The organism is Halorubrum wangae (genome assembly GCF_051194135.1).
Lineage (GTDB): Archaea > Halobacteriota > Halobacteria > Halobacteriales > Haloferacaceae > Halorubrum.
Map to the genome: position 1 here is coordinate 1 of NZ_JBLZNH010000001.1, position 26622 is coordinate 26622.

Sequence of the window (26622 nt, forward strand, 5' to 3'; positions counted from 1 at the left end):
GGTGGGGACGGCTCCACCGACGACTCCACGCCCGGCTTCGGCGCTCTCGTGGCCCTCGTGGCCCTCATCGCGGCTGCGCTCCTCGCTACGCGGCGTACCGAGTAACGCAGCAGCGATTCACCACACTCGCTAACTATCGGCCCTCGCGGGCCGACTCCGTGCGGTCTTTCTTTATGACGCTCCTAACCGGCCAGCGGCGGCTAAGGAACTCGCGTGACGGCTCGACCACTCTCAGTGCCGAGTACTGAGACGACCACTCGGGCAACTCGATGAGTTTGTGAGCGGGTCGGAGAGCCCTCCGAGATGAGATGTGCGGTCGTCGTGTCTCGATGCTGTGAGAGCGATCGCGAATCCTGGTCGATCGACCAGCCACCGACTCGTTTCGTGCCATCGATCCACACCCGACGGCCGTAGCGAAGCGGTTAAGGGCGAACCGCGGGAAGTACGGGCAACTCGCTGGTGCGGACACAGCGGGCACTCGCCACCGGGGTTCCGTCGACGTCGTCGACGCGCCCGGGACGAGACGAAATGTAGCCGCCTCGCGGCTGAATCGCAACCGTCCGCGGACAACACAATGGCACGAAGTTTCTACTCGCACATCAAGGAGGCATGGCGGTCCCCCAAGGAGGGGAAACTGGCGGAGCTGCAGTGGCAGCGCAAACAGCAGTGGCGCGACGAGGGCGCCATCGAGCGCATCGAGCGCCCCACGCGCCTCGACAAGGCCCGTGAGCTCGGCTACAAGGCCAAGCAGGGCGTCATCGTCGCTCGCGTGAGCGTCCGCAAGGGCGGTTCGCGCAAGCAGCGTCACAAGGCGGGTCGGCGCTCGAAGCGCCAGGGCGTCAACCGCCTCTCGCGCCGCAAGTCGATCCAGCGCATCTCCGAGGAGCGCGCCTCGCGGAAGTACCGCAACCTGCGCGTGCTCAACTCCTACTGGGTCGGTGAGGACGGCTCCCAAAAGTGGCACGAAGTGATCCTTGTCGATCCCGCCCACCCCGCGATCGAGAACGACGGCGACCTCGGCTGGATCACCTCGGACGACCACCGCGGGCGCGCCTTCCGTGGGCTCACCTCCGCCGGCACGAAGGGCCGCGGCCAGCGCAAGCGCGGCAAGGGCACGGAGAAGACCCGCCCGAGCATCACCGGCAACGACCGCCAGGGCAAGTAAGCCCGTCGCGGTTCGCTGACTTTCTCTCTCTTATCAGCCGCTCAGCGGCGTTGCTGTCGCGTTACGAGCGTTTCTCTCGTCACGGCGAGTCGGACGGCGAGCGCTACGGCGCTCGGAGTTGGGTACAACAGAAAAACCGGGGGAATGCGAGCGTGCGCGTTCGAACGACGGTGCGCGATCGAAACGGGTGCGGGAGTGCTGTGACCTACCGGGAGTTCACATCGCACCGCCCATGCCACCCATGCCGCCCATGCCGCCGGCCGGGGCGCCGCCCTCGTCGTCGGAGCCGCCGGTCGACAGGTCGCCCGCGGAGATGATGTCGTCGATTTTCAGCACGAGGTTCGCGGCCTCGGCAGCGGAGGCGATCGCCTGCTCCTTCGCCTGGGCCGTCTCCACGACGCCGGCCGCGGCCGTGTCCTCGACCTCGCCGGAGAAGACGTTCAGCCCGGCGTGCGGGTCGCCGGCTTCGTGGGCCGCACGCAGGTCGACGAGCAGGTCGATGGCGTCGAGTCCGGCGTTCTCGGCGAGCACGCGGGGGATGAGCTCCAGCGAGTCGGCGAACGCCTCGACGGCGAGCTGCTCACGACCGGAGACGGAGTCGGCGTAGTCACGGAGTCGGCGGGCGAGTTCGACCTCGATGGCACCGCCGCCGGGGAGGGTGCGCCCGTCGGAGACGGTCGCGGAGACAACGTCGATGGCGTCACTGATGCCGCGTTCGAGCTCGTCAACCACGTGGTCGGTCGTGCCGTACAGCAGGAGCGTGACGCCGTGGGAGTCCTCGCCCTCGACGTAGAACAGTCCGTCCTCCTCGTCGCGCTTGATCGAGCCGACCGCGAGGTCGTCCGCGGTGAGCGAGTCGAGGTCGGTGACGATCGGCGCGCCGAGCACGTTCTTCAGGAAGCTCAGGTCGGACTTCTTCGTCCGGCGGACGGCGAGGATGCCCTCCTTCGCGAGGTAGTGCTGGGCGAGGTCGTCGATGCCCTTCTGACAGAAGACGACGTCGGCCCCGCTCTCGACGATCCGGTCGACCTTGTCGCGCAGCTGCTTCTCCTCCTGGTCGAGGAACTTCTGGAGCTGGTCGGGGGTGTCGACGTTGACGGCGGTGTCGACGTCGGCTTCCTCGACCTCGATCGGGTCGTTGAGGAGGAGGACGTTCGCCGACTCGAACGTCGTCGGCATGTCGTCGTGGACGGGGTCCTTGTCGATGACGGCGCCCGAGAGGAGCTCCGACTCGCCGGCCGCGCGTCCCGTGTGGGTCTCGATGTTGAGGTTCGCGAGGTCGACGACGTGCGAGCCGTCCTCGGCCTCGACGGTGACGCCCTGCACTGCGCGGACGACGAGGTCGGCAAGGGTCTCCTTGTCGAGCTCGGCGCCCTTCCCTGTCATCGACGTCTCGGCGACGTTCTTCAGCGTCTCCGTGTCGTCGGGGTCGACACGCGTGGCGATCTCGTCAACCTGTTCGCGGGCGTACTCGCTCGCGAGGTTGAAGCCCTTGATGACCGCCGTCGGGTGAATATCCTGTTCGAGGAGGTCCTCGGCGTTCTTGAGGAGCTCGCCCGCGATCGCGACCGCGCTCGTCGTACCGTCGCCGGCCTCGTCCTCCTGCGTCTCGGCGACCTCGACGATCATCTCGGCCGTCGGGTTGTCGATGTCCATCGTCTGCAGGATGGTGACGCCGTCGTTCGTGATGGTGACGTCGCCCATCGAGTCGACGAGCATCTTGTCCATCCCTTTCGGTCCGAGCGTCGAACGTACGGACTCGGCGACGGCGCGCGCCGCGGAGATGTTGTACTCCTGTGCGTCACGGTCCTTGACGCGCTGGGCGTCGTCGCCCATGATGATCATCGGCTGACCCTGCTGCATTCGCTGGCTCATACAACGTTTGATTGATTGTGATTCTATATAAATACTTCGTTGAAAACTGATTCGGCGTGAGCGCGGCCCGCAGTCGAAACTTTCTGAAAACCGCACGACTCTGGTGCGTTTGACCGATTTTTATGTGGGTAGTTAGCACGTCACTTCACGTCGGGGCGGACGCCGCTATGGGGGCGTTTATATACGACGCTTCGGGTCGCTGGGAGTCTAAATAGCAGTGGCGACCGGCGAGCCGCTTCTCGAACACGGGCGCGGCCGCAAAAGCGAGACTGAGCGTCGGTCGTGGGCGGTCACCGATCGAACTCGTCCTCGTCGAGGTACTCCGAGTTCACCTCGTCGAGGGACGGTTCCGGCGGTTCGTCGGCGGCGTCGAGCTCCCGTTTGTTGAGGCGGCTCTCGAGCTGTCGGCGCTTGTTCCTTCCCTTCCGCTCGCGACCTGATTTCGTGTCTGGCATCGTCACCCGTGCCAACATCACCCATGGATATGAATCTTCTGCCGGTGTGCGGGACCGTCGAGCGACAGACGGGCGGCTTCGTCGAGTCAGAGATGCGAATCCGACGTACGTCGAGCCGCCGCCGAGCGCCCTGGCTACGAGGTTTGCGTTCGTCGCAAAACGCCAGGAGAGGGATTTGAACCCCCGATCCCAGAAGGGAACACGCTTTCCAGGCGTGCGCCTTACCACTCGGCCATCCTGGCTCACTCCGAGATAATCCGCTGTGACTGTTAAGTCCTTCTTTTCACTCGCTGCGACCGCAGCCGATGTTCCGTCGCGTAGGCGATTCCGCCGGACGCGACGGCGACCGCGGCGGCCAGTCCGACGAGCCCGCCGTAGCCGACGGGCAGGGTGCCCCCGACGATCAGGAGGCCCTGTGCGAGCACGAGAAACCCGAAGCCGCCGACGAGCCCCCACAGCGCCGCCGATTTCGCTCTGGCGGACCCTGACGACCGCGCGGCCGACCGGTCCGAGTGACTGCCGCCCTCGTCCCCGGTCTCGTCACTCTCGGCGGCCATCTACTCGACGACGGCGACCGCCTCAATCTCGACGCCGGCGCCCTTCGGGAGGGCACCCGCTTGCACCGCCGACCGCGCCGGCGGCGACTCGTCGAAGTACCCCGCGTACGTCTCGTTCATCTCGTCGAAATCGTCGATGTCGGCGAGGAAGACGGTCGTCTTCAGCACGTCCGTCGGCGCGGCGCCGGCCTCCTCGAGGACCGCGACGAGGTTGTCGAGGGCCTGCTCCGTCTGCTCGGCGATCGGCGCGTCGTCGAGCAGGTCGCCGTCGGGCGTCAGCGGGATCTGTCCCGCCGTGAAGACGAGTTCACCGTTGGTCGTCGCCTGACTGTACGCTCCGACCGCCTCGGGTGCCGCGTCGGTGTGGACGATCTCTTTCATACGCCTCCACGTTCGGCGGGCCGCCCTAAGAGTACGGGGGAACGAGGCAGACCGCCGACGAGAGGAGTGGATCGACCCTCGACCACCGTTGGTCATATAGTCCTTGCCTGCTAACACACAACACATGACGGGAGGAAACCTCCTTCCGGTCGCCGCGGTGTTCATCGGGGTGGTCGTCGCCAACCTCGCCCTCGCGTGGCTCCTCGCGAGGCGTGACTGGGAGCCGCCGGACGTTCTCGATTCGGGCGGCCGCTCGCCGCCCTCGGAGTCCGCTCCGGCCGCGAGCGACGCCGAGGCACATCCGACCGACGACCCGGAGTTCGCCGTGGGAACCGGCTCCGAACGGGCGGTGACGAAGGGCAACCCGCCCCCGCTCGACGTCGACGGGGAGACCGTCGTCTGTCGACACTGCGGGGCGGAGAACCGCCCCGACTTCCACTACTGTCGGTGGTGCGTCCGATCGGGATTCGATGCCGCAGACGTCGGGGCCGGCGCCGGCTCGGCGATGAGCGAGCGCTCGCTCTGAGCTACGATAGCGCCGGTCGACCCGGTCGACCCAGTCGACCCGATCGACCCGATCGGCCCGCCCCTGTCTCGCTGGGGCGGCACCGCGTCGAGCCCTACTTCGCGTTCACGCGACAGCCGCCGGAGTAGTCGATCCCGTCGATCGACTCGACCCCGTCGTCGCCACACACCGGGCAGTCCGGGTTCTGTCGGTAGGGGACCGTCTCGAAGCTCATCTCTAAGGCGTCGTAAAACAGCAGCCGCCCCTCGAGCCGTTCCCCGGTGTCGAGGAAGAGCTTGATCGCCTCGGTCGCCTGAACGCAGCCGACCGTCCCCGGGAGGACGCCGAGCACGCCCGTGGTCGCGCAGTCCGGCACCGTCCCCGGCTCGGGCGCCTCCGGGAACAGACACCGGTAGCAGGGGCCGTCGGGGACGAGCGTCGTCGCCTGTCCCTCGAACTTGTAGATCGCTCCGTGGACCACCGGCAGCCCCTCGATCCGGGCCGCGTCGTTGACGACGTATCGCGTCCGGAAGTTGTCCGCGCAGTCGACGATCACGTCGTACCCGGCGAGCAGGTCGTGCACGTTCCGCTCGTCGAGCCGCGTCTCGTGGGTCTCCACGTCGATGTCGGGGTTGAGTCGAGCGACGTACCGCGCCGCCGACTCGACCTTCGGCTCGCCCACGTCGGCGTCGGCGTGGATCACCTGTCGCTGGAGGTTCGAGCGCTCGACGACGTCGTCGTCGACGATTCCGATCCGTCCGACCCCCGCGGCCGCGAGGTACTGGATGACGGGCGCGCCGAGGCCGCCCGCCCCGACCACGAGGACCCTACCCTCGAGGAGGCGTCGCTGCCCCTCCGGGCCGACCTCGTCCATGATGACGTGCCTGGAGTACCGATCGAGTTGATCGGCGTCGAGCGAGAGACTCATGGGTTGGTGTGGGCAGTCGGTCGGTATAACCGTGTTCCTGAGCGACGACCGAGGTCGATGCAGGAGGTTTGAAGTACCCCACCGGTAAAATCGCGGTATGCAGACGCTGCTTCTCAACGACGCCGACGTAGACGAGAACGCTCACATGGACCGCGTCATCGACGCGGTACGCGGCGCCTTCACCGCCTACGAGCGCGGTAACGCCAAGATGCCCCCGAAGTCGTACATCGACCTTCCGGAGTACAACGGCGACTTTCGGTCGATGCCCGCCTACCTCGACGTCCGCACCGAGGACACCGCCGAGGAGACCGGCTGGGACGCCGCCGGGATCAAGTGGGTGAACGTTCACACCGACAACCCCGCTGACCACGACCTCCCGACCGTGATGGGGACGATGATCTACTCCGACCCCGAGACGGCGTTCCCGCTGGCGATCCTCGACGGCACGACGCTCACGATGAAACGCACGGGCGCGGCCGCAGCGGTCGCCACCGATCACCTCGCGATCCCCGACGCGACCTCGCTCGGAATCGTCGGCGCCGGCGTCCAGTCGTACACCCAACTGGAGGCCATCGCCGAGGTCCGAGACATCCAAGACGTCGTCGTGAGCGACCTCGACGAGGAGCGCGTCGCGGACTTCATCGACGCCTTCGGCGACCGGTTCGACGTGCGCGCGGGTTCGATCAGCGAGGCCGGCCACTGTGACGTGCTCTCGACGGTGACGCCCGTCGAGGACCCCGTCGTCGGTCCCGACGACGTGGGCGAGCACACGCATATCAACGCGATGGGCGCCGACGCCGAGGGCAAACACGAACTGGCGGACGACCTCCTGCTCGACGCGACCGTGGTCATCGACGACCACGAGCAGTGCACCCACTCCGGCGAGATCAACGTCCCCTACGCGGCGGGGACGATCACCGACGACGACATCTACGGCGAGATCGGCGAGATCGTCGTCGGGCGTCGGGCCGGTCGCCCCGGCACGCCCGGGACGCCCGCCGACGCCGACGGTGTCACCGGCGTCACCGTCTTCGACTCGACCGGTCTCGCGATTCAGGACGTCGCGACCGCCCGCGTCGTCTACGAACAGGCCGACGACAACGACAACGGCTACCCGTTCGACCTGCTCGGACTGGCAGAGTAACCGCGGTCCCGACGCGGACCCCTCGCCGACCGATTTTTTACCGTCGCCACCCCTACGATCGGCGTGCAACTCGTCAGCGTCGCCGCGCTCGCGGAGAACCGCGTGATCGGTAACGAGGGCGGCGTCCCGTGGCCGGATCTCCCGGAAGACGTCCGCCAGTATCGCGCTCGCGTCGCGAACTCGCCCGTCGTCCTCGGCCGTCGGACTTTCGAGTCCATGCGCGGCGACCTCCCCGGCAGCCGGCAGATAGTCGTGAGCCGCACCCTCGACACGGTGGACGAGCCGACCGCGACCGTCGTCGACGGCGTCGACGCGGCGCTCGCGCTCGCCCGTGAACTGGTCGCCGAACCCGCCGGGACCGGTGCGACCGATGACGTCGCCGGGGAGCTGTCGCCCACCGATTCGGGGGCGTTGAACTCGCCGGAGCCGGTCGTCTACGTGCTCGGCGGCGGGTCGGTGTACGAGCTGTTCCAGCCGCACGTCGATCGAATGGTCCTCAGCCACGTCGACGGCGTCTACGACGGGGACACTCATTTTCCGGCGTGGGACGAGGCGGAGTGGACCGTGGCCGACGAAACGCCGTACGAAGGGTTCACCGTTCGCGAGTGGGTCAGGCGCCCCGACGCGACGTAAGCCGAATACGAGCGCCGGATCGCCGGTATCTCGCCGCATCTGTCAAGTACCCTGTCTATATGCCAATTGAACGTCTTTTCCACCCTTATTTCGGCGGTCGAACTAAGTGGGTTCACTGCGCCCTTTCGTAACGATTGATGGCGGTATCGTGGTGGCTCGTCGGGCTGTTCGCGCTCTCGTGACTGGCCTGTTTCGTGACCGCGCTCCACGGCTCTCGCCTCAGGAATCCCGACGCCAGGCGCGGCCTCCGATGGCTCCTGATTCTTTCCGGGGTCTGGGGGTTCCTTCAAACGGGCGTGTTGCTCGCCGGCGAGGGTCGTGCCGTTACCGGAGCCGAGCGCCGAGGCGGGCATGTCGCTCCCGGACGTCCGCGCGTTCGCTCGGTTGGAGGGGTGGTCCTCTCTCTCGGCGTCGGATGAGTACTTAAAAACAGGTCGGGAGGAGCGACCGATTGCTAGCCTCCGGTCGCCCGCTCGACATCGTTCGTTCGTCGCGTACTCGCCCGCTACTCCTCGTCGCCGTCCGAACGCTCGGCGAACCCGAACCGCGGCTTCGCCTCGTCGACCACGACGGTCACCGTCTCGCCGACCGCGACGTCCGGAACGAAGAGTGAGTATCCCTCGACGTAGGCGATTCCGTCGCCCTCGTCGCCGAGTTCCTCGACGGTCACCTCCAGCCGGTCGCCCGCCGCGATGGGAGCCGTGTTCAGCCCCTTCGCGACGAGGTACACCTCCGAGGAGGAGTCCCGAGAGGCGGGCGGCACGACGGTCCGGAGGTACTGGAACTCCGCGCGTACCTCCTCGCGGAAGGTGTCGAGGTCCTCGCCTTGGAAGACCTTCACCACGAAGTCGCCGCCGGGCGCGAGCAGCTCCTCGGCCACGTCGAACGCCTGTCGCGCGAGGTGGATCGATCGGGCCTGATCGAGGGAGTACTCCCCGGTCATGTTCGGCGCCATGTCGGAGATGACCACGTCCGCGCCGCGCTCTCCGACCGCCTCGCGGAGGTAGTGGCGGGTGCGCTCCTCGGTCATGTCGCCGCGGAGCGTCTCCACGTCGTGTTCCTCGAGGTCGTCGATGCGCTGGAGGTCGACGCCGACGACCTTCCCCGACTCGCCCACCTCCTCGGCGGCGACCTGCAGCCAGCCGCCCGGCGCCGCGCCGAGGTCGACGACGGTGTCGCCGCGCTCGAAGAGGTCCGCCTCCTCGTCGAGCTGTTTCAGCTTGTAGGCGGACCGGGCGCGATACCCCTGCTGTTTCGACCGGTTGTAGTACTCGTCCTTTCCACTCATTGGCCCGTCGTAGACCGTCCGGCCGTTTATCGGCGTCGTTCGCCGGATTCCGGGTCGTCGTCGCCCATCGGCGCGTCGACCGGGCGACGACCGCGAACTCGGTCGGCCTCGGATTCGCCGACGCCGCGGTCGCCGCCGCACCGGTTGCGGTCGATCTGGAACCCGAGATCCGTATAAAAGGCCTCCAGTTTCGAGTCGAACGCGGCGGTGACCGCATCGACCGCGACGTCGCGTTCTGCCCGTCGCACCGCCGCGGCGACGAGCGCGGAGCCGATCCCTCGCCCGCGACGCGCTCGCCGGACGGCCACGGCGTCGACGTGGAGCCGCCTCGGATCGGGGCGCGTCGCGACCAGCGCGCCGACGACCGCGCCGGTCCGGCGAAACCGGGCGACGAGCGCGTCGCCGGCGTCGATCCGTTCCGTCACCAGCTCTGAATCCGTCTCCAGCATCGCGGCGTCGAGCACGCGGAGGACGTCGAGACGGTCGTCTGACACCGCGGACTCGATCGAAATCCCATCGGGAACCGTCGCTTCGTCGTCGGTCACATCGTTTTCCCCGCTCACGCGTCGCCGTCCGTCGCGCCGCCCTTTATAAGGCGGAGCAGCTGGACCTCGTCGGCGTCGACGACGCGGTCGCCGGGAACCGGCTCGCCGTCGACGAGGACCGACGCCTCCTGCGGGTGGTAGCCGGCCTCGCGGATGAGGTCGTCGTAGGTGGCGTCGTTCGCGAGGTCGCACTCGGCGGTCTCCTCGCCGACGACGTCGACGGTGACGGTCATTGGCGCGGCGCCTCGGCGGTGTCCCGCATCCCGCTACCCGTCCAGCCGCTCGCGGAGCAGGCCGTTCACTTCTCCGGGGTCGGCGCTGCCGCCCGTCGCCTGCATCACCTGGCCGACGAGGAAGTTGATCGCGCCCTCGTCGCCCTCGTGGTAGTCGGCGACCGCGTCGGGGTTGTCGTCGATCGCAGCGTCGACGGCCGTCTCGACCTCACCGGAGTCGGCGACGCCGAGCCCCTCGCGGTCGATGACGGTGTCCGGGTCGTCGCCCGCGTCGAGCATCTCGCGCAGCACGATCTCCTCGGCGTTCTTCACGGTGAGTTCCTCGGCGGCGACCAACTCGATCAGGCGCGTGAACTCGTCGAGTCGGCCCTCGACGTCCGTGATCTGCATCTCGCGGTAGTTGAGTTCGCCGAGGAGATTGTCGGCGACCCACGTGGCGGCGAGTTCGGGGTCGAACGACTCGGCGACGTCCTCGAAGAAGTCGGCGACGGCCTTCGTCGAGGTGAGCTTCGAGGCCGACTCGCGGTCGAGCCCGTACTCTTCACGGAAGCGCTCCCGGCGGGCGTCGGGCAGTTCCGGGATCGGGATCGACTCCTTCCAGTCCGACACCTCCAGCGCGGGGAGGTCGGCCTCCCTGAAGTAGCGGTAGTCCTTCTCGGCCTCCTTCGAACGCATCGAGACGGTGACGCCCCGCGCCTCGTCCCAGTGGCGCGTCTCCTGTTCGATCTCGCGCCCGCGACGGAGCACGTTCTCCTGCCGGGTGACCTCGTACGCGAGCGCCTGCTCGGCGCCCTTGTGGCTGGAGATGTTCTTGACCTCGGCGCGGTTCGCTTCCGCGAGGGCCGCGTCGGTGATCGTCCCGTCGTCGGCGACCTCCTCCTCCGGGACGAGCGAGACGTTGGCGTCGACGCGCAGGCTCCCGTCGCGGGTCGGGTCGAAGACGCCGAGATACTCGAGGACCTCTTCGAGCTTCGCGAGGAACGCCCGTGTCTCGGCGGGCGACCGGAAGTCCGGCTCGGTGACGATCTCCATCAGGGGCGTTCCGGCGCGGTTGTAGTTCACGAGCGTGTGCGTCGCCGACTCGATGGAGCCGCCGGCGTGCTGGAGGCTCCCGGGGTCCTCCTCCAAGTGCGCGCGGGTGATCTCGATGGTCCGGGGCTCGCTGTCGACGCGGACCTCGAGTTCGCCGGTCTGGCAGATCGGGGCGTCGTACTGGGTGAGCTGGAAGTTCTTCGGCAGGTCGGGGTAGTAGTAGTTTTTCCGGTGGAACGTCGTCGTCTCGGGGATGTCGGCGTCGATCGCCTTCCCCACCTTCACGGCGGCCTCGACGGCGGCCTCGTTGAGGACCGGCAGGGCGCCGGGGAGACCGAGACAGGTCGGACACGTGCGCGTGTTCGGCTCCTCGTCGTCCGTCGACTCGGTCGAACAGCCGCAGAAGATCTTCGTGTCGGTCTCGAGCTGGACGTGGACCTCCAGCCCGATCACGACCGTGCGCTCCTCCGTCGCGGCCTGAGTACTCATTACCGACCCGTTGCGGGCGGGTCACCTAAATCGTGTCGGGACCGCGGCGGGAGCGGCGAGCGGCGACGCGGTCGCGGATTCGTTAGAGGTAGTCGCCCAGCAGCGGCTCGACGCGGTCGCGGGTCTCGGCGGGGATCGCCTCCGTCGGCGTGTTGACGGTGCCTTCGAGAGCGGTGTGCGCTTCGCACTCCAAGTCGTCGGGAAGCGCCCGGACCGCCTCCTCGACGGCGGCTTTGATCGCCGTCTGATTCTGCTCGGCGTTCTCTAACACCTCCGCGAGCGTCACCTCGCTGTCTTCCTTCCAGACGTCGTAGTCGGTGACGCCAGCGATCGTCGCGTACGCGATTTCGGCCTCGCGGGCGAGCTTCGCCTCTGGGATCGCGGTCATACCGACGAGGTCCCACCCCTGCGACTTGTAGAACTCCGACTCCGCGCGCGTCGAGTACTGCGGCCCCTCGATGCAGACGTAGGTCCCGCCCTTCACGACGTCCGTGTCGGCGGGCGCGGTCGACTCGGCGGACTCGGTGAGGTGGTCGACTAGCTCAGGGCTGTACGGGTCCGCGAACGGCTGGTGGACGACCACGCCGTCGCCGTAGAAGGAGAGGTCGCGATGCTTGGTCCGGTCGTATATCTGATCGGGGACGACGAGCGTGCCGGGTGCCAGCTCCTCTTTTAAACTCCCCACCGCGTTCGACGCGAAGATATGGGTGACGCCCGCCTGCTTCAGGGCGTACATGTTCGCGCGGTACGGGAGGTCGGTCGGCGAGACGCCGTGCTCGGAGCCGTGCCGGGGGAGGAAAGCGACCTCCTTTCCGGTGTCGGCGAACTCGCCGATCGTGATCGCGTCGCTCGGCGCGCCGTAGGGCGTGTCGTACTCCACCTCGCGCACGTCGTTCAGCGGAAGCGCGTCGTAGATGCCGCTGCCGCCGATGAAGCCGATGGTGCTCATACTCGAACTGCGCCCGCTCGCTACTTATAAGGAGTGAACGCGGTCGACGGCGCGTGAACGACCGCTCTCACAGCAGCCAGCGCACCGCCGCCAGCGCGAGTGCGCTCACGACGAGCAGGTGGACGAGGACCGCGCCGACGGCGGCCGTCCCGACGTCGCGCATCTCCCGGACCCGGATCGAGAGCCCGAGTCCGACGAACGCCAGCGTGAACAGCGCGTCGGCGGTGTGCCCGATCGACTCCAGCGCCGCCGCCGAGAGCAGCCCGCTGTTCGCGACCGCGGCCACCGCCACGAACCCGAGCAGGAACTTCGGGAACTCCGCCCACAACCGGCGGACGCCCGGGTCGGTCGCCGACCGTGCCGTGTACGCCAGCGAGTAGGCGACCGCGACGCCGCCCAATAGGGAGTTGCGCGCGAGTTTCGTCACGGTCGCCCACTGACCCGCCTCCGGCGAGTAAGCGAACCCCGCGGCCGCGACGGGACCGGTCGAGAACATGCTCACGCCCGCCCAGACGCCGAATTGCCGGCCGGTCAGCCCGAGCCATTCGCCGGCGAGCGGGAACGCGACCAGCGTGACGGCGTCGAACAGGAGGACGGTCGCCGCCGCGAACGTGATCGCCGAGCCGCGGGCGTCGAGCACGCGACCGATCGCGACGACCGCGGAGACTCCGCAGATGCTCGCCCCGGCCGCCAGGAGCGAGGGCGTCGTCCCGTCGAGTCGGAAGAGGCCCCGCGCGATCAGTTCGGCGAGCAGCAGCCCGCCGCCGACGGTGACTGCGACCAGTCCGAGCACGGTCGGGCCCGCGGCGAGGAACTCCTCGACGACGACCGCGGCGCCGAGCAGGACGATTCCGGTCTCCAAAAAGAGTTTGTCGACGCCGACGCCCGGCTCCGCGATGTCGGGCGTGCCGACGGTGTTGCCGACGAGCACGCCCAGCGCGACCGCGACGACGAGCGGCTGGAGCCCGTCGACCGCGCCGGCGACGAGCCGCGAGCACAGCGCCCCGGCGGCCAACAGCGCGAGGCCGGGCCCGTACGGGCGGGCGGCGTCGACGACGCGCATCAGAGGAGGCCCGCGAGCTGTCCCGCGGCGTGGGCGGCGACGATCCCCAGTCCGAGCGCGAGCGCCTGCCAGCCGCGGTCGAGCGCGAGCCACCGATCGACGAGCGGCGAGCCCGTGTCGCCGTCGCCCGACGCGCCGACCGACGCGCCGACCGACGCGCCGTCCGTCCGATCGCCGTCGGTCGCGTCGCTCTCCCCCTCCGGTGTCATGCTCGCGGGTCGGCACGCTCGCTACTTATATGAACGGAATCGCCCGGAGAGGGCGGATGCCGCCCGCACGACCGAAAGAGGAAGGTACCGGGCCGTCTATCCACTGACACTCGGATGCCGACCACACAGTTCAAAGACCCCGTCCACGGCTACGTGGAGCTACCGGACCCCCTCGTCGACGGCGTCGTCGACACGCGACCCTTCCAGCGACTGCGGTACGTCCGCCAGCTCTCGGCGACCCACCTCGTCTACCCCGGAGCGAACCACACGCGGTTCGAACACTCCCTCGGCGTCTACCACCTCGGCCGGACCGTGTTCGAGAACCTCCGCCGGCAGTCGTACTTCTCGCGCGGCGCGACGACCGACGAGTTGGAGGAGATACAGCGGACGCTGGAGTGCGCCTGTCTGCTCCACGACGTCGGACATCCGCCCTTTTCGCACCTCTCGGAGGGGTTCCTCGACGAGGGCCTCCTCCGCGAGCGGATCGTCGACACCGGACTGGTCGACGCCTTCGACCGGGCCGGGGTCGGCGGCGCGCCGCTCCGGTCGGCGAGCCCGCACGAACTGCTCGGCTGCGTCCTCATCGTCGAGGCGTACGGCGACGCGCTGCGGGCTTTCGACGTGGACCCGTTCGAGGTGTGCGCGTACGTGCTCGGCTACAGCCTCGCGTACGAGCGCGGCGAGCCGTGGCAGTACGGCGTCGGCGCGCAGCTCCTCCACTCACCCATCGACGTCGACCGGCTCGACTACATCACCCGCGACAATCAGATGACCGGCGCGGGCGTGCTGAGCTTCGACGTCGACCGCATGGTTGACGCCTACACCGCTCACCCAGAGGAGGGGCTCGCGCTCACCGAGAAGGCGCTCTCAACCATCGGCAACTACCTCGAAGGACGGATCGCGCTGTACATGTGGGTCACGCAGCACCACAAGGCGGTGTACGCCAATCGCCTGTTACAGGAGCTGCTCGCCGAGTACGAGCGCGTGACCGGCGAGAGCCCGGTGACGGTCGTCGGCGTCCTCTCACGGGAGTTGGACGACAACACCGTGCTCGAACGGCTCCGGCTCGCCGCCCGCGATCACCCCGATTCGACGCTGGCGTCGATGTACGACCGCTTCCGCGGGCGGCGCTTCCCAGCAACCTGCTGGAAGCACCGGATCGCGCTGGCCGATCGGATCGGCGGCGACCTCGACGGCGGCGGGGGCGACGAGGCGCACGGCCTCGACCTCGACGACTTCGCCGCGTGGCTCACCGAGGGCGACGACCGCTTGGAACGACTCCTCGCCGACGCGCTCGACGTGCCCGTTCACGAGGTGTGGATCGATCGGTCGTACGTGCCCGCGTACGACCCCGACGAACTGAAGGATATCCCAATCGCGTACGGCGGGACGACCCGGTCCGTCGGCGACTGGGGACTGTACGGTGACCGGGCGTTCGACATGCCAATCCCCTTCGTGTTCGTCCCCGACGGGACGAAACGGCGAGCGATCCGCGTGCTCAGAGAGGCGTTCGAGCGGGAGGTCGGCGAGGAGACTCCGGTGTGACAGAGCGGAACGCGCCGTCGATCCCGCGTTCCGATTTATAAGTAGCGGCCCGAAGCGTCCCCCGCAGCGTGCGTCGTTCGTCAGTCGTCGGCTTTGGCTTTGGCTTCGGCTTCGGCCTCGGCCCTATCGTCGACGCGCGGGAAGTTCTCGATGGTCTCCGCGCGGAACGCCGCCTCGTCGAACTCGTGGTCGGCGTCGAAGAAGTCGAGCACCGTCTGCACGTCGGTCATCGCGTTCTTCAGCGCGGTGGAGGCGCCCGGCGAGGGCGTGATGTTGAACAGGACGCCGTCGCCGGTGATCTTCGCCTCGCCCATGTCGAGCTCCTTGGTCTCCGTGTTGACGATCTGGGGGCGGACGCCCCCGTACCCCTTCGCGCGCTCGATATCGTTGACGTCGACGCTCGGTACGACCTTCTGGACGTCAGGGAGGAACGCGCGCTTGCCGATCTCGGGGATGTCGTACACGAGGTTGCGCACGACGTAGGGGAACAGGATGCGGTCCGAGAGGATGTTGAGGTAGCTCAGGACCGACGCGGGCGAGAAGCCGAACACGTCGGCGAAGTCGCTCACGGTGGAGAGGTTGCCGCGCTCGAGCGCGGGCACGAGCTTCGCCGTGGGGCCGAACCGGGTGACGCCCTGGTCGTGGACGTCGGCGTCGCCGTGGACGGCGGCGAACGGGAGCTTCTTCATCTGTAGCGTGTACACCTTCCCGTTCAGCAGGTCGTCGGCGAGGAAGAAGCTCCCCGCGACCGGCAGCAGCGACATCTCCTCGCCGTATCCCATCTCCTTGGCGAACTGGAGGCTGTGGGAGCCGGCGGCGACGACGACCGCGTCGGCCTCGAAGTCGCCGTCATCGGTCTCGACGGTGAACCCGTCGCGGTCCTCGTCGACGTTCTCGACCGCGGTGCCGAGGTGGACGGCGACGCCGTCCTCCTCGCGGGCGTCGTCGACGAACGACTTTGCGACCGCGCCGTAGTCGACGACGTAGCCGTCGGGCGTCTGGAGCGCCTTGAGCCCCACGTCCGGGTCCCGGTCCTCGACGACCTTCGGCTCCAGTTCCGCGATCTCCTCGCGGCCGATCTCGCGGAGTTTCGGGAACAGATCGCCGAACCCGTTCTCGTGGTAGCGCTCTTCAAGCTTTGCGGCCTCCTCGTCGCCGACGCCGAGCACCATCTTGCTCCGCTTGCTGTGCATCTCGCGGTCGGGGTCGGTCCCCTCCAGATACCCCGCGAGCAGCTCCGCGCCTTCCTTGACCTCCTCGGCCTTCTCACGGGTGTAGTTCGTCTCGATGTCACCGAAGTGAAGCGTCTGCGAGTTGTTCGTGCGATGAGAGTTGACCGCCGCGATCTCTTGCTCCTTCTCGATCAGGGTGACGTCGTCGACGTCGGTGAATTTCGCCACGGCGTACAGCAGCGACGCCCCGCTGATTCCTCCGCCGACGATGACAAGATCAGTGTGTTCAGACATGCGTGGTGAACGCTCTTACTCGCGGGACGAACTCACCCGTTAACGGTCTTGCTATCTCCCGCCGCTGATCGGGCGGTAGCGGTGCTACAGTCGTCGTTTTAAGGGTTCGACGAACGTCGTACCGTGCGGGCGCGGATCGGGGCAGAGTCGTTCCGCTACGCCCCGTCGCGCGCGTCCCGGTATCGCTCCCGAATCCGGTCGAACAGGGCGGTCCCAGTGGCGGTCTGGAGTCGAGGCTCCGTCGTCGCAAAGAACTCGTCGAGGTCGTCGTACTCGCGGAACGCGTCCGGGTCTCCGACGGCGGCGTCGTACCGACCCTCGCGCTCGTAGACGACGGCCTGCAGGCAGACGTCGAGGAGGTCGCACTCCTTGACCAGGACCGCCTCCGGCGACTTGCGGGCCTCGTACGCCTCCCACGCGTCGCGGACGCGGTCGGGGAGCGGGCCGGCGAGAGCTGTCATCGCCTCGCGTTCCGCCGCTTCCTTGGCGTCCGGGTCCGGCGTTTCGACGGTCGTGTCGGCGCGGGTCGCGACGTCGCCCGTCTCCGCCTCGGCGACGTCGTGGACCACCGCGAGCCGAAGCGCGCGGTCGAGGTCGAGGTCCGGAAGGTCCTCGCGAAAGCGGTCGCCGAGCGCCAAGACGAGGTACGCGACGCCCCAGGCGTGCGCGGCCACCGACTCGGGGTCCTCGACGCCGCGGAGCTGCCAGCCCGTGCGCCGCTCGTCCTTGAGCGCGTAGGCGTCGAGGAGAGCGTCGAGGGTCGAACTCGCGATCGAATCCGGTCGGTCGCCGGCCATCGCGAGTGGTTAGTCGACGAGGGTCCAGGCGCCGTCGCCGGCGAGCGCGGCGACGTCGCGGCGGACCATCTCCTCGAGCACTTCGTCGAGGCGGCCGGGTTGGGCGACTTCCATCTCGATGCGGCCGATGCTGTGGTACTCCTCGAGGTAGTGCCGGAGGTCATCCCGGTCGAACACGGCCTGCTCGGCGCGCTCCATCGCGCCCTCGGTGAGGTCGACCATGTCCTCGAGGAAGTTCCACGGGTAGACGACCCACGTCCACTGTTCGAGCTGTTCCCCGACGAAGTCCGGCTGGAACTCGGAGGTGCCGAGCAGTTGGAGCGTTGCGGTTCGAATCTCGGCGGCGTTGCGCTCCTCGACGTACTCCTCCGCGCGCCGGATCGAGCCGCCGGTGTCCGCGATGTCGTCGATGATCAGGACGTTCTTCCCCTCGACGCTCCCCTCCGGCATCGGATAGCGGATCTGGGGCTCGCCGCTCTTCTCCGCGGCGCCGACGTAGTGTTCCATCTTGAGGCTCGTCAGGTCGTTGAGTCCGAGAAAGTCGCAGACACACCGCCCCGCGAACCAGCCGCCCCTGGCCAGCGCGACGACCATGTCCGGCTCGAAGTCGGCGCGTTTCACCGCGTTCGAGACGCTGCGGCAGAGCCCGTAGATGTACTCCCAGTTAGTGAGGGTACAGTCGAAGTCGTCCGGGAGATCGCTCATACGGCCCTCTCTCTCACCCGCGCGCTCATAAGGGTTTAGCAACGGCGATAGCCACCCCCTCGGGCTGGCGACGTCGCCGCGTCCGAGTCAGTCCGCGATCGCTTCCGACTCGCCGGTCATCGCCGCGGGGTCTTTCACCCACAGATCGCCGAAGAAGTCGTCCTGTTGCAGACGAACCGAGCCGCGGTGCGCCATGAACAGCAGGGCGAGATACGTCATGAAGGGTCGACCGCCCGCGGTCTCGATCTCCGCGAACAGCACTTCCGTGCGCCCGCGGTCGAAGTGAGTCCGGAGGACGTTGTCGATCTGGACGATGACCTCCTCGATGTCCTCGTCGTGGGTGCGGTCGGTCGCCTCGCCCGCGGTCGGCTCGCCGTCGCGCCGGAACTCGTCGCCCGTGTGGTAGTCGAGCGTCTGCGTGCCGCGAGCGTAGCCGTGCGGCGACTCCGAGGTGTCGTACTCGCGAGAGTCCTTCCACCACGTGCCGCGCTCGGCCTCCCGGAGCTCCCGGACCAGTTCGTCGAGCGTCTCCGGCGACCCCCGGGTGCTCTTCCGGTCGAGCCGCCGGTCCATCTCTTCCTCCAGCTCGCTGACCGGGTCGAAGTCGCCGTCGACGGGGTCCGGCGCGCCGCCCTCCATCGCGACTTCCCACGGCTCCGGCGCCGGCTCCTCGTCGTCGTCATCGTCGTCGGCCAGCATGCCGTCGCTCTTCATCCGCAAGAGGACACTGGCGTAGAACAGCGCCCGCCCCGTGGTCCGGAGGTCCGTCTCGTCGAGCCGCTCCAGGAACGCGTCCGTCACTTGAACGATGTCGATGTCCCAGGGCTCGATCTCTCCATCCTCGGCGAGTTGGACGAGGAGCTCGACCGGCTCGACTTTCCCGTCGCCTTCGCCGTCCGCCTCACCGAAGCCGTCGCCGCCCGTCGCACCGCGCTCGGCGTGGATCGGGGCCGGTCCGTCGTCCGCCGGCGTCTCCGGCGTCGACCCGCCGTCGCGCTCGCTCGTCAGGTCCAGATCCGGGACGCCCCCCGCCGACTCCGGCGGCTCAGTCATCCGCGGTCACCTCCTCGTCGCCGTCGCCGTCGTCGCCGAACTGCATCCCGGTGACCGCGGAGAGGTTGTCGCCCTGCATCGTGACGCCGATGGCGCGGTCCGAGCGCTCCAACAGCGCCGAGCGGTGCCCGACGACGACGAACTGCGCGTCCGTGGCCAACTCCTCGATCATCTCGCCGACGCGCTCGGCGTTGACCGCGTCGAGGAACGCGTCGATCTCGTCGAGCGCGTAGAACGGCGCGGGATTGTGCCGCTGGATGGCGAAAATGAAGGAGAGCGCGGTCAGCGACTTTTCGCCGCCGCTCATCGCGTCGAGCCGCTGGACCGGCTTGTCCGCGGGCTGCGCCTTCATCGTCAACCCCTCCTCGAAGGGGTCCTCGGGGTTCTCCAAGAGGAGTTCGCCGCTCCCGGCCGACAGGCGCGCGAAGATGTCCTCGAAGTGGTCGTTGATCGACTCGAACGTCGTCATGAACGTCTCCTTCTTCGCGGCCTCGTACCCCTCGATGCGCTCCGCGATCGCATCGCGCTCCTCGACGAGGACGTCCCGGCGCTCCTGAAGCGTGTCGAGCGCCTCCCGTACCTCGTCGTACTCGTCGATCGCGAGCATGTTGACGGGCTCTAACGCCGTCATCTCGGCCTCCAATTCCTCGATCCGGGACTCGACCTCGTCGAGGTCCGGGATCTCGTCGGCGTCGTACTCGCCGACCTGCGACTCCAGCTCGTCGATCTCCCAGGCCAGCCGGTCGCGGCGGTCGGTCAGGTCCTCGAGACCGGACTCCGCCTTCTCGACGAGCGAGCGCTGTTCGTCGCGCTCGCGCGTCGCCGCCTTGATCTTCTCGCGGAGGTCTTCGCGGTCGGCCTTCAGCTCCGTGAGCTCCTCCTCCAACTCGGCGATCGACTCCTTCTTCTCCGCGAGGTCGTCTTCCTTCCTCTCGATCGCGGCCTCGTGCTCGGAGACCGCCTCCTCCGCCTCGGCCTTTCGGTTCTGCGCCGTTTCGACGGTGTCGTGGAGCTCGTCGACCGCGTCCTCGGCGTACCCCTTCTCCAACTCCAGCTCGTTCTGTCGTCCGTCGATCGAACTCATCCGGTCGTCCAGATCCGCTATCTCGCCGCGGATCTCGTCGGCGCGCTCGGAGAGCTCCGGGATCTTCGAGTCGGCGAGCTCCGCCTCGATATCCTCGATTTCGGCCTCGATCTCCGCGATCTCCGCCTCGAGCTCCTCGAGCTCCGCGTCGAGACCGCTCATCTCCTCGTCGACGGACTCGCGCTCGGCCTCCAACTCCTCCAGCTCCGCCTCCAACTCGTCGATGCGATCTTCGGCGTCCGCGAGGTCGTCCTCGGCGCGCTCGACGTCGGCCTCCAGCGAGCGGACGCGCTCCGCGGCGTCGGACTTCCGATCGCGGGCGTCGTCGATGTCGGCTTCCAGCTCGTCGATCTCGGCCTGGAGCGACTGTCGCTCGTCTTCCAGGTCCGAGATCTCCGTCGCGAGCCGTTCGAGCTTTCCGCCGCCGGACTTGGTGAACGCGTACCGCGACCCCCCGCCGGACCCCCCGGTCATCGCGCCGGACTTCTCGACGAGGTCGCCGTCGAGGGTGACCATCCGGTAGTCGCCCATCAGGTCGCGGGCGGTGTCCATATCTTCGACGACGAGCGTCGACCCGAGCACGTACGAGAAGATCGAGGCGTACGCCGAGTCGTACTCCACGAGGTTCCGCGCGAAGTCCACGACGCCCGGCAGCGAGGGCGTCCGCGGCAGGCTGCGGTCGTCCATCTTCGTGATCGGGAGGAACGTCGCCCGCCCCGCGTTCCGCCGCTTGAGGTAGTCGATGCACGTCGAGCCGACGCCGTCGTCGTCGACCACGACGTTCGCGAGCCGACCGCCGGCGGCCGTCTCGCACGCCTCCGCGTACTCGGCCGCGACCGACCCAAGCTCGCCGACCGCGCCGTGGACCCCGTCGATGCCGCCGTTCTTCACTTCGGTGACCGCGCGGGGCCACGACGTGTCGCCGCGCTGGTCGGCGGCGGCCTCCAGCTTGGCGTACTCGTTCTGCTTCTCGCGGAGGTCGTCCGCGATTCCCTCCAGCCGCTCGCTTTTCTCGGCCTTCTCGGAGAAGAGGTCCGCGACGACCTCCTCGATCGTCTCCTCGTTCTTCCTCGCCTTGTCGAGTTCGCTGTGGAGCTCGGAGATCCGCGCTTTGTGCTCCGGCAGCGACTCGTGGGCCTCGTCTAGCTCTGTCCGCGCCTCGCTCACCGCGTTCGAGCGTCGGCGCGCCTCGTCGAGCAGCCGGTCCTTCTCGCGTTGCTTCTCGTTTTTCTTCTCGCGGAGTGATTCGATCGCCTCTTTCTTCTCCGCGAGCTCGGCTTTCAGCTCGTCGAACTCGGTGTCGGCGCCCTCGATTTCGCCCTCGACGTCCGCCAGCTCCGACCGCTTCGTCGCTATCTCGGACTTGACCGAGGCCTTCTCGACTTTCGCCTCGCGGATCTCCGACTCCAGTTCCTCTATCGTCTCCTCCTTCCGGTCGATCTGGACGAACGCGTCCCGCCGCTTCGTCTCCGCCTCGGCGGCGCGTTCCTCCGCCGCCTCGATCTTGTCTTCGAGCCGCGATATCTCGCCTTTGACCTCCTCGATCTCCGAGCGGATCTGGATCTGCTCGTCTTCGCCCTTCGTCTCGATCTCGTGGTTGAGGTCGGCCAGATCCTCTTCCAGTCGGGTGAGCTTCCCCTGTCTGGCGTCGAGCTCCGTGCGGAGTTCGGTGAGGTCGGCTTCCGCCTCGCCGATCTCGTCTTCGACGTCGGTGAGCGTCTCGCGCTTTTCCTCCAGTTCGGAGGCCTTGAGGAAGCCGCGGTATTCCTCCAGTTCGTCGCGGTACTCCTGGTATTGGAGGGCCGTCTCGCGCTCGTCGGCCAGCTGATCGAGCCGGTCCTGCTTCTCGCCGACCCGGAGGTCGGCCTCCCCGATCCGCTCTTCGACCGTCTCCAGTTCCTCGTACGCAGCCTCCTTCTTCTCGTCGAACTCGGCGACGCCCGCTATCTCGTCGATGATCCCCCGCCGCTGATAGGGGGTCATGTTGATGATCTCGGTGACGTCGCCCTGCATCACGACGTTGTACCCCTCCGGGGTGACGCCGGCGGCCGCGAGCAGGTCCTGTACGTCCGAGAGGTTCACTGAGCGCCCGTTGAGGTAGTAGTACGAGTAGTAGTTGTCCTCGGTCTCCTTGACCCGGCGCTTGATCGTGATCTCGGAGACGTCGCCGACGTTGTCCGTCCCGGCCGCGGAGACGACCTGCGACCGGTCGATCGTCCCGTCCTCGTTCGAGAGCACGACCGTCACCGAGGCCTCCTTCGGCCCGCCAGCGTCCTCGCCGCCGTCGTGGCCGGGGTTGTAGATCAGGTCGGTGAGCTTCTTCGCTCTGATCCCGCGGGTACGTGCCAGCCCGAGCGCGAAGAGGACCCCGTCGATGATGTTCGACTTGCCTGAGCCGTTCGGTCCCGTGACGACGGTGAAGTCGTCGTAGAAGGGTATCCTCGTGGTTCGCCCGAAGCTCTTGAATCCGTCCAGAACGACTTCAGTAATGTGCATGTGGCGCGGGAACCTGAAGTCGGATTACGCGACGATGATGTCGCTGTCCGACTCCTCGTCGTCGCCCGCTGCCTCCGACTCGCCGGCCTCGGCGTCCGGCGTCGTCGCCTCCTGCTCGGGGACGACCATCTCGTCGCCGTCTCCGGCCCCACCGGTCTCGGCGTCGGCGCTTCCGCCGGTCCGTTGGACGACCTCGACGTGATCGTCGGAGTGGGTCCGCGTCTCGCCGCCCGACGCGTCGGCCGGTTCGCTCGGCTCCTGTTCGGCGGCCCCCTCGTCCGCGGCGGCCGTCACCGACACTTCCTGTGCGTCCTCCACCTGTCGGACGCGCTCTTTCATTTCCACCAGCTCCTCCGTGAGCCCGTTGACCGCCGCCTGCAACTCCGCGACCTGTCGTTCGAGATCCTCGACGCGGTTACTCATATACACACGTATGCCCACGCGGGCCGTATAAATCTGCGTCAGACACACGTGTGACCAATTCACATGATCTCCCCCGAATCGGTCGATTTAGGCACACATTTCCGGGGGCTGAAACGTCGTACTACTATCGGCCGATATCCGGGGGAAGATACTTGTATTACGATGATTATGTATACCGTATGAGCAAGATCACCTTCCGGGCCGACGACGACCTCGTCGAGCGGCTGGAAGCGTGTGACGCCTCCAAGAGCGAGGTGATGCGGGAGGCACTCCGTACGCATCTCAGCGACGAGACGGAGTCAACGGCCGACAACGCGGCTGGAGCCGCCGACGCGACGGTCGACGCTGCGCTTGCAGAGCGCGTCGACGAACTGATCGCCGATCGACTCGACGACGCGTTGCACGCGCGCCTCGATGGCCGACTCGGGTCGTCCGACGCGACGTATGCGCCCGCACCGCCGGCGGAAGTCAACCTCAACGTCTCTCTCGACGCGCCTGACGCCGCTTCGGCGGACGCGAGCCTCGCGCGGGAGACGGCGACGGACGCCCATACGGAGGGTCGTAATACGCCACCGGACGTGCCCAGCGGCGAACGCGTCTGTGGCGGTTGCGGCGAGAACGTCCCCGGAGAGCACGTGTACTGCCCGAATTGCGGAGAGAAGCAATCTCACCGGGCGTTCTGCGAGTGCGGTGACGAGCTTCGGACCGATTGGGCGTTCTGCCCCGGCTGCGGCCGCCGAACCCCCGCCGCGGACGTCTTGAACGACAGATAACGAGATCTTACCGCCTCTGGTGTCCGTATTCGGCATAACCAAGTTCTGTCTTACGTTCGCCGGTAGTTTTATAAATGTAGCATTGGTGATTACAACTGCGTAAGACGGTCGTCTTACAGCGACTGGCCGCGACGGGACATCTCGTCGGTAACGAGGCCATTGCTGTAAGACACACGCGTCGCGTGCTGCCGTCTTACCGGGGGAATACAATGGAGCGTGTGACACTACGAATCCCGAAACAGCAAATTGACGAGGTCGAACAGATGGTCGAGACGGGTGAATTTCCGAACCGGAGCGAGGCGATCCGGTCGGCCGTCCGCGACATGTTGAACGAACAGGACGGCGAGCGCGACGAGCGCGGCCGCAACCGCAACTGGGCGAAGGTGTAAACGGATGCAAGATCTCGTTCAGGACGCACTCGACAACGCGGAAGCGGAGAAGCGCGACATGGACGTCGACATGGACGACGACGAGTTCGGGGACCCCCGAATCGTCATCGTCGGTGCCGGCGGCGCCGGGAACAACACGATCAACCGGCTGTACAACATCGGCGTGGACGGCGCCGACACCGTCGCGATCAACACGGACAAACAGCACCTCAAGATGATCGAGGCCGACACCAAGATCCTCGTGGGCAAGTCGCTCACGCAGGGGCTTGGCGCCGGCGGCGACCCCAAGATGGGCGAGCGAGCGACCGAGATGGCCCAGGGAACGATCAAGGAGGTACTCGGCGACGCAGACCTCGTCTTCGTCACCGCTGGGATGGGAGGCGGCACCGGCACCGGTGCGGCGCCGGTCGTCTCGAAGATTGCCAAAGACCAGGGAGCGATCGTCGTCGGGATGGTCTCGACGCCGTTCAACGTCGAGCGCGCCCGCACGGTCAAGGCCGAGGAGGGACTCGAATCGCTCCGGAACGAGGCCGACTCGATCATCGTCCTCGACAATAACAGACTGCTGGATTACGTGCCGAACCTGCCGATCGGGAAGGCGTTCTCCGTGATGGACCAGATCATCGCGGAGACGGTGAAGGGGATCTCCGAGACGATCACCCAGCCGAGCCTCATCAACCTGGACTACGCCGACATGTCCACCATCATGAACCAGGGCGGCGTCGCGGTGATGCTCGTCGGCGAGACCCAAGACAAGAACAAGACCCAAGAGGTGGTCAACGACGCGATGAACCACCCGCTCTTGGACGTCGACTACCGCGGAGCCTCCGGCGGACTCGTCCACATCACGGGCGGTCCGGACCTCACGCTGAAGGAGGCCGAGGGCATCGCGAACAACATCACCGAACGGCTGGAGGCGAGCGCCAACGTGATCTGGGGCGCCCGCATCCAGGACGAGTACAAGGGGAAGGTCCGCGTCATGGCGATCATGACGGGCGTCCAGAGCGCGCAGGTGCTCGGCCCCTCGACGCAGAAGCAGGCCGATAAGTCCCGCGCCGCGGTCAACGGCGACGACTTCGACGATTCCCGCTCCCGCGCGGCCGAGACGAACGGTACCGCCGGCGCGACGGCCTCTGGCGGCGCCGACCGCGGCTCCTGGGAGTCCGACGGCGGCACCGAGCGGCCCGAGCAGAACAACGGTCTCGACGTCATTCGGTAATCCTCCCGTCGACGAGACCGTCACCGGACCGTCGTATCGACTCTTGCTTTTATGACTCCGCCTTCGCTTCGCCAGCCGGCGCGAGGACTTAACATCGCACGGTGTCTGTGTCTCCACGTGTCACGCCACCAGCCGATCCGACGCCCGGGCGATGCCACAGGCGCCGACCGAGACCGGGCCGGGCCCGTCACCCGATGACCGACGCCGCGCTCTACTTCACGGCTCCGGAGACCGTCGAGGTCCGAGAGACCACCGTGGGCCCGCCGGACGACGACGAGCTGCTCGTCGACACCCGTGCATCGGCGATAAGTGCCGGGACGGAGCTGCTCGTCTACCGCGACCAGACCCCGGACGACCTCCCCGCCGACGAGACGCTCGACGCGCTCAACGGCGACCTCTCGTACCCGCTTCGGTACGGATACGCGGCGAGCGGCGTCGTCCGCGAGGTCGGCGACGACGTCGACCCCGACTGGGCGGGTCGGTCGGTGTTCGCCTTCGCCCCGCACCAGACGAGCTTCTGCGTCCCTCCCGACTCGGTCGTCGCGCTCCCGCCGGAGACGACGCCGGCCGCCGGCTCGCTGCTCCCCTCGGTCGAGACCGCGACGAACGTCGTCCTCGACGCTGCCCCTCGACTCGGGGAGCGAGTCGTCGTGTTCGGCGCCGGCGTGATCGGCCTTTGCGTTACCCGGCTACTGGCCGCGTTCCCGCTGGAGTCGCTCGTCGTCGTCGATCCGATCGAACGGCGGCGGACGCTCGCCGCGAAGCTCGGGGCCGACCGCACGGTGACGCCGGCCGAGGTCGGCGCTTCCGCCGCGAACGACGCAGACGGTGCGAATGCCGCCGTCGACGGCTTCGACCTCGCGATCGAGCTCTCGGGCCAGCCGAGCGCGCTCGACGACGCGATCGGAGTCGTCGGCTACGACGCGCGGATCGTCGTCGGGTCGTGGTACGGGACCAAACGCGAGCCGATCGACCTCGGCGGGCGGTTCCACCGCGACCGCATCGACATCACCTCCAGTCAGGTGTCGACGATTAGCCCGGAGCTGCGCGGTCGCTGGGACCGCAACCGGCGGATGAGTGCGGCGCTCGACCGCCTCGACTGGATCCCCGCCGACGAGCTGATCACCCACCGGATCCCCTTCGAGCGCGCGTCGGAGGCGTACGAACTGCTCGACTCGACGTCCGGCGCGCCGATCCAAGTGATCCTCGAGTACTCGTGAT

At 67.7% G+C, this 26622-nt stretch carries 28 protein-coding genes and 1 tRNA gene; 10 read left to right on the forward strand and 19 right to left on the reverse strand.

All coding sequences use genetic code 11. From position 1 onward, the window contains the following. On the forward strand, positions 1 to 105 hold a 105-nt coding region (locus ACNS84_RS00005), incomplete at its 5' end, for a PGF-CTERM sorting domain-containing protein (RefSeq protein ID WP_435073763.1). Between the two features lie 469 nt (positions 106 to 574). Then, a complete protein-coding gene (locus ACNS84_RS00010) occupies positions 575 to 1165 on the forward strand; it encodes a 50S ribosomal protein L15e (RefSeq protein WP_435072804.1) in 591 nt (196 codons plus the stop codon). Between the two features lie 216 nt (positions 1166 to 1381). Here the strand turns inward: ACNS84_RS00010 and thsB are convergent, their stop codons facing one another. The 5 genes from thsB to ACNS84_RS00035 form a co-directional block, all read right to left on the reverse strand. Then, positions 1382 to 3028 carry a thermosome subunit beta gene (gene thsB, locus ACNS84_RS00015; RefSeq protein WP_435073764.1) on the reverse strand — a complete coding sequence of 549 codons (1647 nt, stop codon included), beginning with the start codon at positions 3026 to 3028 and terminating at the stop codon, positions 1382 to 1384. Positions 3029 to 3330: 302 nt separating this feature from the next. Continuing rightward, positions 3331 to 3495, reverse strand: coding sequence for a hypothetical protein (locus ACNS84_RS00020; RefSeq protein ID WP_435072805.1), 165 nt, complete (start codon positions 3493 to 3495; stop codon positions 3331 to 3333). A 160-nt stretch (positions 3496 to 3655) separates the two neighbouring features. Continuing rightward, positions 3656 to 3737 (reverse strand) — tRNA-Ser (locus ACNS84_RS00025). A 27-nt stretch (positions 3738 to 3764) separates the two neighbouring features. After that, entirely contained in the window at positions 3765 to 4052 is a 288-nt protein-coding gene (locus tag ACNS84_RS00030; RefSeq protein ID WP_435072806.1) for a DUF7981 family protein, read from the reverse strand. After that, positions 4053 to 4433: a Rid family detoxifying hydrolase gene (locus ACNS84_RS00035; protein ID WP_435072807.1), complete on the reverse strand. Its 381-nt coding sequence runs from the start codon at positions 4431 to 4433 to the stop codon at positions 4053 to 4055. It lies immediately after the preceding gene. Positions 4434 to 4557: 124 nt separating this feature from the next. Here ACNS84_RS00035 and ACNS84_RS00040 point away from each other — a divergent pair, with 124 nt between their 5' ends. Beyond that, positions 4558 to 4959 (forward strand): DUF7577 domain-containing protein, encoded by a 402-nt coding sequence (locus ACNS84_RS00040; protein ID WP_435072808.1) that lies wholly within the window; start codon positions 4558 to 4560, stop codon positions 4957 to 4959. Positions 4960 to 5053: 94 nt separating this feature from the next. Here ACNS84_RS00040 and ubaA read toward each other — a convergent pair whose 3' ends face one another. Beyond that, positions 5054 to 5866: an SAMP-activating enzyme E1 gene (gene ubaA / locus ACNS84_RS00045; protein ID WP_435072809.1), complete on the reverse strand. Its 813-nt coding sequence runs from the start codon at positions 5864 to 5866 to the stop codon at positions 5054 to 5056. A gap of 97 nt (positions 5867 to 5963) precedes the next feature. On the opposite strand from ubaA, the gene ACNS84_RS00050 reads away from it, so the two are divergent. Then, positions 5964 to 7010, forward strand: coding sequence for an ornithine cyclodeaminase family protein (locus tag ACNS84_RS00050; protein WP_435072810.1), 1047 nt, complete (start codon positions 5964 to 5966; stop codon positions 7008 to 7010). A gap of 63 nt (positions 7011 to 7073) precedes the next feature. Continuing rightward, positions 7074 to 7643 (forward strand): dihydrofolate reductase, encoded by a 570-nt coding sequence (locus ACNS84_RS00055; protein WP_435072811.1) that lies wholly within the window; start codon positions 7074 to 7076, stop codon positions 7641 to 7643. A 505-nt stretch (positions 7644 to 8148) separates the two neighbouring features. Here ACNS84_RS00055 and ACNS84_RS00060 read toward each other — a convergent pair. The 7 genes from ACNS84_RS00060 to ACNS84_RS00090 form a co-directional block, all read right to left on the reverse strand. Then, positions 8149 to 8931 (reverse strand): RlmE family RNA methyltransferase, encoded by a 783-nt coding sequence (locus ACNS84_RS00060; protein ID WP_435072812.1) that lies wholly within the window; start codon positions 8929 to 8931, stop codon positions 8149 to 8151. Between the two features lie 26 nt (positions 8932 to 8957). Further along, positions 8958 to 9476: a GNAT family N-acetyltransferase gene (locus ACNS84_RS00065; RefSeq protein WP_435073765.1), complete on the reverse strand. Its 519-nt coding sequence runs from the start codon at positions 9474 to 9476 to the stop codon at positions 8958 to 8960. 14 nt (positions 9477 to 9490) lie between these two features. Next, positions 9491 to 9709: a ubiquitin-like small modifier protein SAMP2 gene (samp2, locus tag ACNS84_RS00070; RefSeq protein ID WP_435072813.1), complete on the reverse strand. Its 219-nt coding sequence runs from the start codon at positions 9707 to 9709 to the stop codon at positions 9491 to 9493. 33 nt (positions 9710 to 9742) lie between these two features. Then, positions 9743 to 11230 (reverse strand): Asp-tRNA(Asn)/Glu-tRNA(Gln) amidotransferase subunit GatB, encoded by a 1488-nt coding sequence (gatB, locus tag ACNS84_RS00075; RefSeq protein WP_435072814.1) that lies wholly within the window; start codon positions 11228 to 11230, stop codon positions 9743 to 9745. A gap of 82 nt (positions 11231 to 11312) precedes the next feature. Next, complete coding sequence (mtnP, locus tag ACNS84_RS00080) at positions 11313 to 12179, reverse strand: S-methyl-5'-thioadenosine phosphorylase (protein WP_435072815.1); 867 nt, start codon at positions 12177 to 12179, stop codon at positions 11313 to 11315. 67 nt (positions 12180 to 12246) lie between these two features. Continuing rightward, a complete protein-coding gene (locus ACNS84_RS00085; RefSeq protein ID WP_435072816.1) occupies positions 12247 to 13242 on the reverse strand; it encodes a YeiH family protein in 996 nt (331 codons plus the stop codon). Continuing rightward, entirely contained in the window at positions 13242 to 13451 is a 210-nt protein-coding gene (locus ACNS84_RS00090) for a hypothetical protein (protein ID WP_435072817.1), read from the reverse strand. Before ACNS84_RS00090 ends, ACNS84_RS00085 begins: the two co-directional genes overlap by 1 nt. A gap of 114 nt (positions 13452 to 13565) precedes the next feature. Here ACNS84_RS00090 and ACNS84_RS00095 point away from each other — a divergent pair, with 114 nt between their 5' ends. Continuing rightward, entirely contained in the window at positions 13566 to 14996 is a 1431-nt protein-coding gene (locus ACNS84_RS00095) for an HD domain-containing protein (protein WP_435072818.1), read from the forward strand. A gap of 80 nt (positions 14997 to 15076) precedes the next feature. Here the strand turns inward: ACNS84_RS00095 and ACNS84_RS00100 are convergent, their stop codons facing one another. The 6 genes from ACNS84_RS00100 to ACNS84_RS00125 all read right to left on the reverse strand — a co-directional run bounded on the left by ACNS84_RS00100 (position 15077) and on the right by ACNS84_RS00125 (position 23020). Further along, positions 15077 to 16462 (reverse strand): FAD-dependent oxidoreductase, encoded by a 1386-nt coding sequence (locus ACNS84_RS00100; RefSeq protein ID WP_435072819.1) that lies wholly within the window; start codon positions 16460 to 16462, stop codon positions 15077 to 15079. A 155-nt stretch (positions 16463 to 16617) separates the two neighbouring features. Then, entirely contained in the window at positions 16618 to 17259 is a 642-nt protein-coding gene (locus ACNS84_RS00105; RefSeq protein ID WP_435072820.1) for an HD domain-containing protein, read from the reverse strand. A 9-nt stretch (positions 17260 to 17268) separates the two neighbouring features. Beyond that, complete coding sequence (locus tag ACNS84_RS00110) at positions 17269 to 17964, reverse strand: phosphoribosyltransferase (protein WP_435072821.1); 696 nt, start codon at positions 17962 to 17964, stop codon at positions 17269 to 17271. A gap of 87 nt (positions 17965 to 18051) precedes the next feature. Beyond that, positions 18052 to 19017 carry a segregation/condensation protein A gene (locus tag ACNS84_RS00115; protein ID WP_435072822.1) on the reverse strand — a complete coding sequence of 322 codons (966 nt, stop codon included), beginning with the start codon at positions 19015 to 19017 and terminating at the stop codon, positions 18052 to 18054. Then, on the reverse strand, positions 19010 to 22597 hold the full coding sequence (gene smc / locus ACNS84_RS00120) for a chromosome segregation protein SMC (RefSeq protein WP_435072823.1): 3588 nt from the start codon (positions 22595 to 22597) through the stop codon (positions 19010 to 19012). Before smc ends, ACNS84_RS00115 begins: the two co-directional genes overlap by 8 nt. Before the next feature lie 24 nt (positions 22598 to 22621). After that, complete coding sequence (locus tag ACNS84_RS00125; protein ID WP_435072824.1) at positions 22622 to 23020, reverse strand: DUF7518 family protein; 399 nt, start codon at positions 23018 to 23020, stop codon at positions 22622 to 22624. A gap of 179 nt (positions 23021 to 23199) precedes the next feature. Between ACNS84_RS00125 and ACNS84_RS00130 the strand changes: the two genes are divergently transcribed. The 4 genes from ACNS84_RS00130 (at position 23200) to ACNS84_RS00145 (ending at position 26621) form a co-directional block, all read left to right on the forward strand. Then, entirely contained in the window at positions 23200 to 23793 is a 594-nt protein-coding gene (locus ACNS84_RS00130) for a double zinc ribbon domain-containing protein (RefSeq protein WP_435072825.1), read from the forward strand. Between the two features lie 209 nt (positions 23794 to 24002). Next, complete coding sequence (gene cdrS / locus ACNS84_RS00135; protein ID WP_004595187.1) at positions 24003 to 24182, forward strand: transcriptional regulator CdrS; 180 nt, start codon at positions 24003 to 24005, stop codon at positions 24180 to 24182. A gap of 4 nt (positions 24183 to 24186) precedes the next feature. Continuing rightward, the gene (gene ftsZ / locus ACNS84_RS00140) at positions 24187 to 25401 is read left to right on the forward strand and encodes a cell division protein FtsZ (protein WP_435072826.1); all 1215 of its coding nucleotides are present in this window, start codon (positions 24187 to 24189) and stop codon (positions 25399 to 25401) included. Positions 25402 to 25595: 194 nt separating this feature from the next. Continuing rightward, positions 25596 to 26621, forward strand: a complete 1026-nt coding sequence (locus tag ACNS84_RS00145; RefSeq protein ID WP_435072827.1) for a zinc-dependent alcohol dehydrogenase — start codon at positions 25596 to 25598, stop codon at positions 26619 to 26621. Position 26622: the final 1 nt, after the last annotated feature.

What these genes read in the sequence shown, in the direction of transcription:
- ACNS84_RS00100 (WP_435072819.1), bottom strand. Translation starts at nt 16,462, where the DNA reads ATGTCTGAACACACTGATCTTGTCATCGTCGGCGGAGGAATCAGCGGG.
- ACNS84_RS00125 (WP_435072824.1), bottom strand. Translation starts at nt 23,020, where the DNA reads ATGAGTAACCGCGTCGAGGATCTCGAACGACAGGTCGCGGAGTTGCAG.
- ACNS84_RS00050 (WP_435072810.1), top strand. Translation starts at nt 5,964, where the DNA reads ATGCAGACGCTGCTTCTCAACGACGCCGACGTAGACGAGAACGCTCAC.
- ACNS84_RS00105 (WP_435072820.1), bottom strand. Translation starts at nt 17,259, where the DNA reads ATGGCCGGCGACCGACCGGATTCGATCGCGAGTTCGACCCTCGACGCT.
- smc (WP_435072823.1), bottom strand. Translation starts at nt 22,597, where the DNA reads ATGCACATTACTGAAGTCGTTCTGGACGGATTCAAGAGCTTCGGGCGA.
- ACNS84_RS00010 (WP_435072804.1), top strand. Translation starts at nt 575, where the DNA reads ATGGCACGAAGTTTCTACTCGCACATCAAGGAGGCATGGCGGTCCCCC.
- samp2 (WP_435072813.1), bottom strand. Translation starts at nt 9,709, where the DNA reads ATGACCGTCACCGTCGACGTCGTCGGCGAGGAGACCGCCGAGTGCGAC.
- ACNS84_RS00060 (WP_435072812.1), bottom strand. Translation starts at nt 8,931, where the DNA reads ATGAGTGGAAAGGACGAGTACTACAACCGGTCGAAACAGCAGGGGTAT.
- thsB (WP_435073764.1), bottom strand. Translation starts at nt 3,028, where the DNA reads ATGCAGCAGGGTCAGCCGATGATCATCATGGGCGACGACGCCCAGCGC.
- ACNS84_RS00040 (WP_435072808.1), top strand. Translation starts at nt 4,558, where the DNA reads ATGACGGGAGGAAACCTCCTTCCGGTCGCCGCGGTGTTCATCGGGGTG.
- cdrS (WP_004595187.1), top strand. Translation starts at nt 24,003, where the DNA reads ATGGAGCGTGTGACACTACGAATCCCGAAACAGCAAATTGACGAGGTC.
- ftsZ (WP_435072826.1), top strand. Translation starts at nt 24,187, where the DNA reads ATGCAAGATCTCGTTCAGGACGCACTCGACAACGCGGAAGCGGAGAAG.
- ACNS84_RS00030 (WP_435072806.1), bottom strand. Translation starts at nt 4,052, where the DNA reads ATGGCCGCCGAGAGTGACGAGACCGGGGACGAGGGCGGCAGTCACTCG.
- ACNS84_RS00090 (WP_435072817.1), bottom strand. Translation starts at nt 13,451, where the DNA reads ATGACACCGGAGGGGGAGAGCGACGCGACCGACGGCGATCGGACGGAC.
- ACNS84_RS00145 (WP_435072827.1), top strand. Translation starts at nt 25,596, where the DNA reads ATGACCGACGCCGCGCTCTACTTCACGGCTCCGGAGACCGTCGAGGTC.
- mtnP (WP_435072815.1), bottom strand. Translation starts at nt 12,179, where the DNA reads ATGAGCACCATCGGCTTCATCGGCGGCAGCGGCATCTACGACGCGCTT.
- ACNS84_RS00095 (WP_435072818.1), top strand. Translation starts at nt 13,566, where the DNA reads ATGCCGACCACACAGTTCAAAGACCCCGTCCACGGCTACGTGGAGCTA.
- ACNS84_RS00020 (WP_435072805.1), bottom strand. Translation starts at nt 3,495, where the DNA reads ATGCCAGACACGAAATCAGGTCGCGAGCGGAAGGGAAGGAACAAGCGC.
- ACNS84_RS00115 (WP_435072822.1), bottom strand. Translation starts at nt 19,017, where the DNA reads ATGACTGAGCCGCCGGAGTCGGCGGGGGGCGTCCCGGATCTGGACCTG.
- ACNS84_RS00035 (WP_435072807.1), bottom strand. Translation starts at nt 4,433, where the DNA reads ATGAAAGAGATCGTCCACACCGACGCGGCACCCGAGGCGGTCGGAGCG.
- ACNS84_RS00110 (WP_435072821.1), bottom strand. Translation starts at nt 17,964, where the DNA reads ATGAGCGATCTCCCGGACGACTTCGACTGTACCCTCACTAACTGGGAG.
- ubaA (WP_435072809.1), bottom strand. Translation starts at nt 5,866, where the DNA reads ATGAGTCTCTCGCTCGACGCCGATCAACTCGATCGGTACTCCAGGCAC.
- ACNS84_RS00085 (WP_435072816.1), bottom strand. Translation starts at nt 13,242, where the DNA reads ATGCGCGTCGTCGACGCCGCCCGCCCGTACGGGCCCGGCCTCGCGCTG.
- ACNS84_RS00130 (WP_435072825.1), top strand. Translation starts at nt 23,200, where the DNA reads ATGAGCAAGATCACCTTCCGGGCCGACGACGACCTCGTCGAGCGGCTG.
- gatB (WP_435072814.1), bottom strand. Translation starts at nt 11,230, where the DNA reads ATGAGTACTCAGGCCGCGACGGAGGAGCGCACGGTCGTGATCGGGCTG.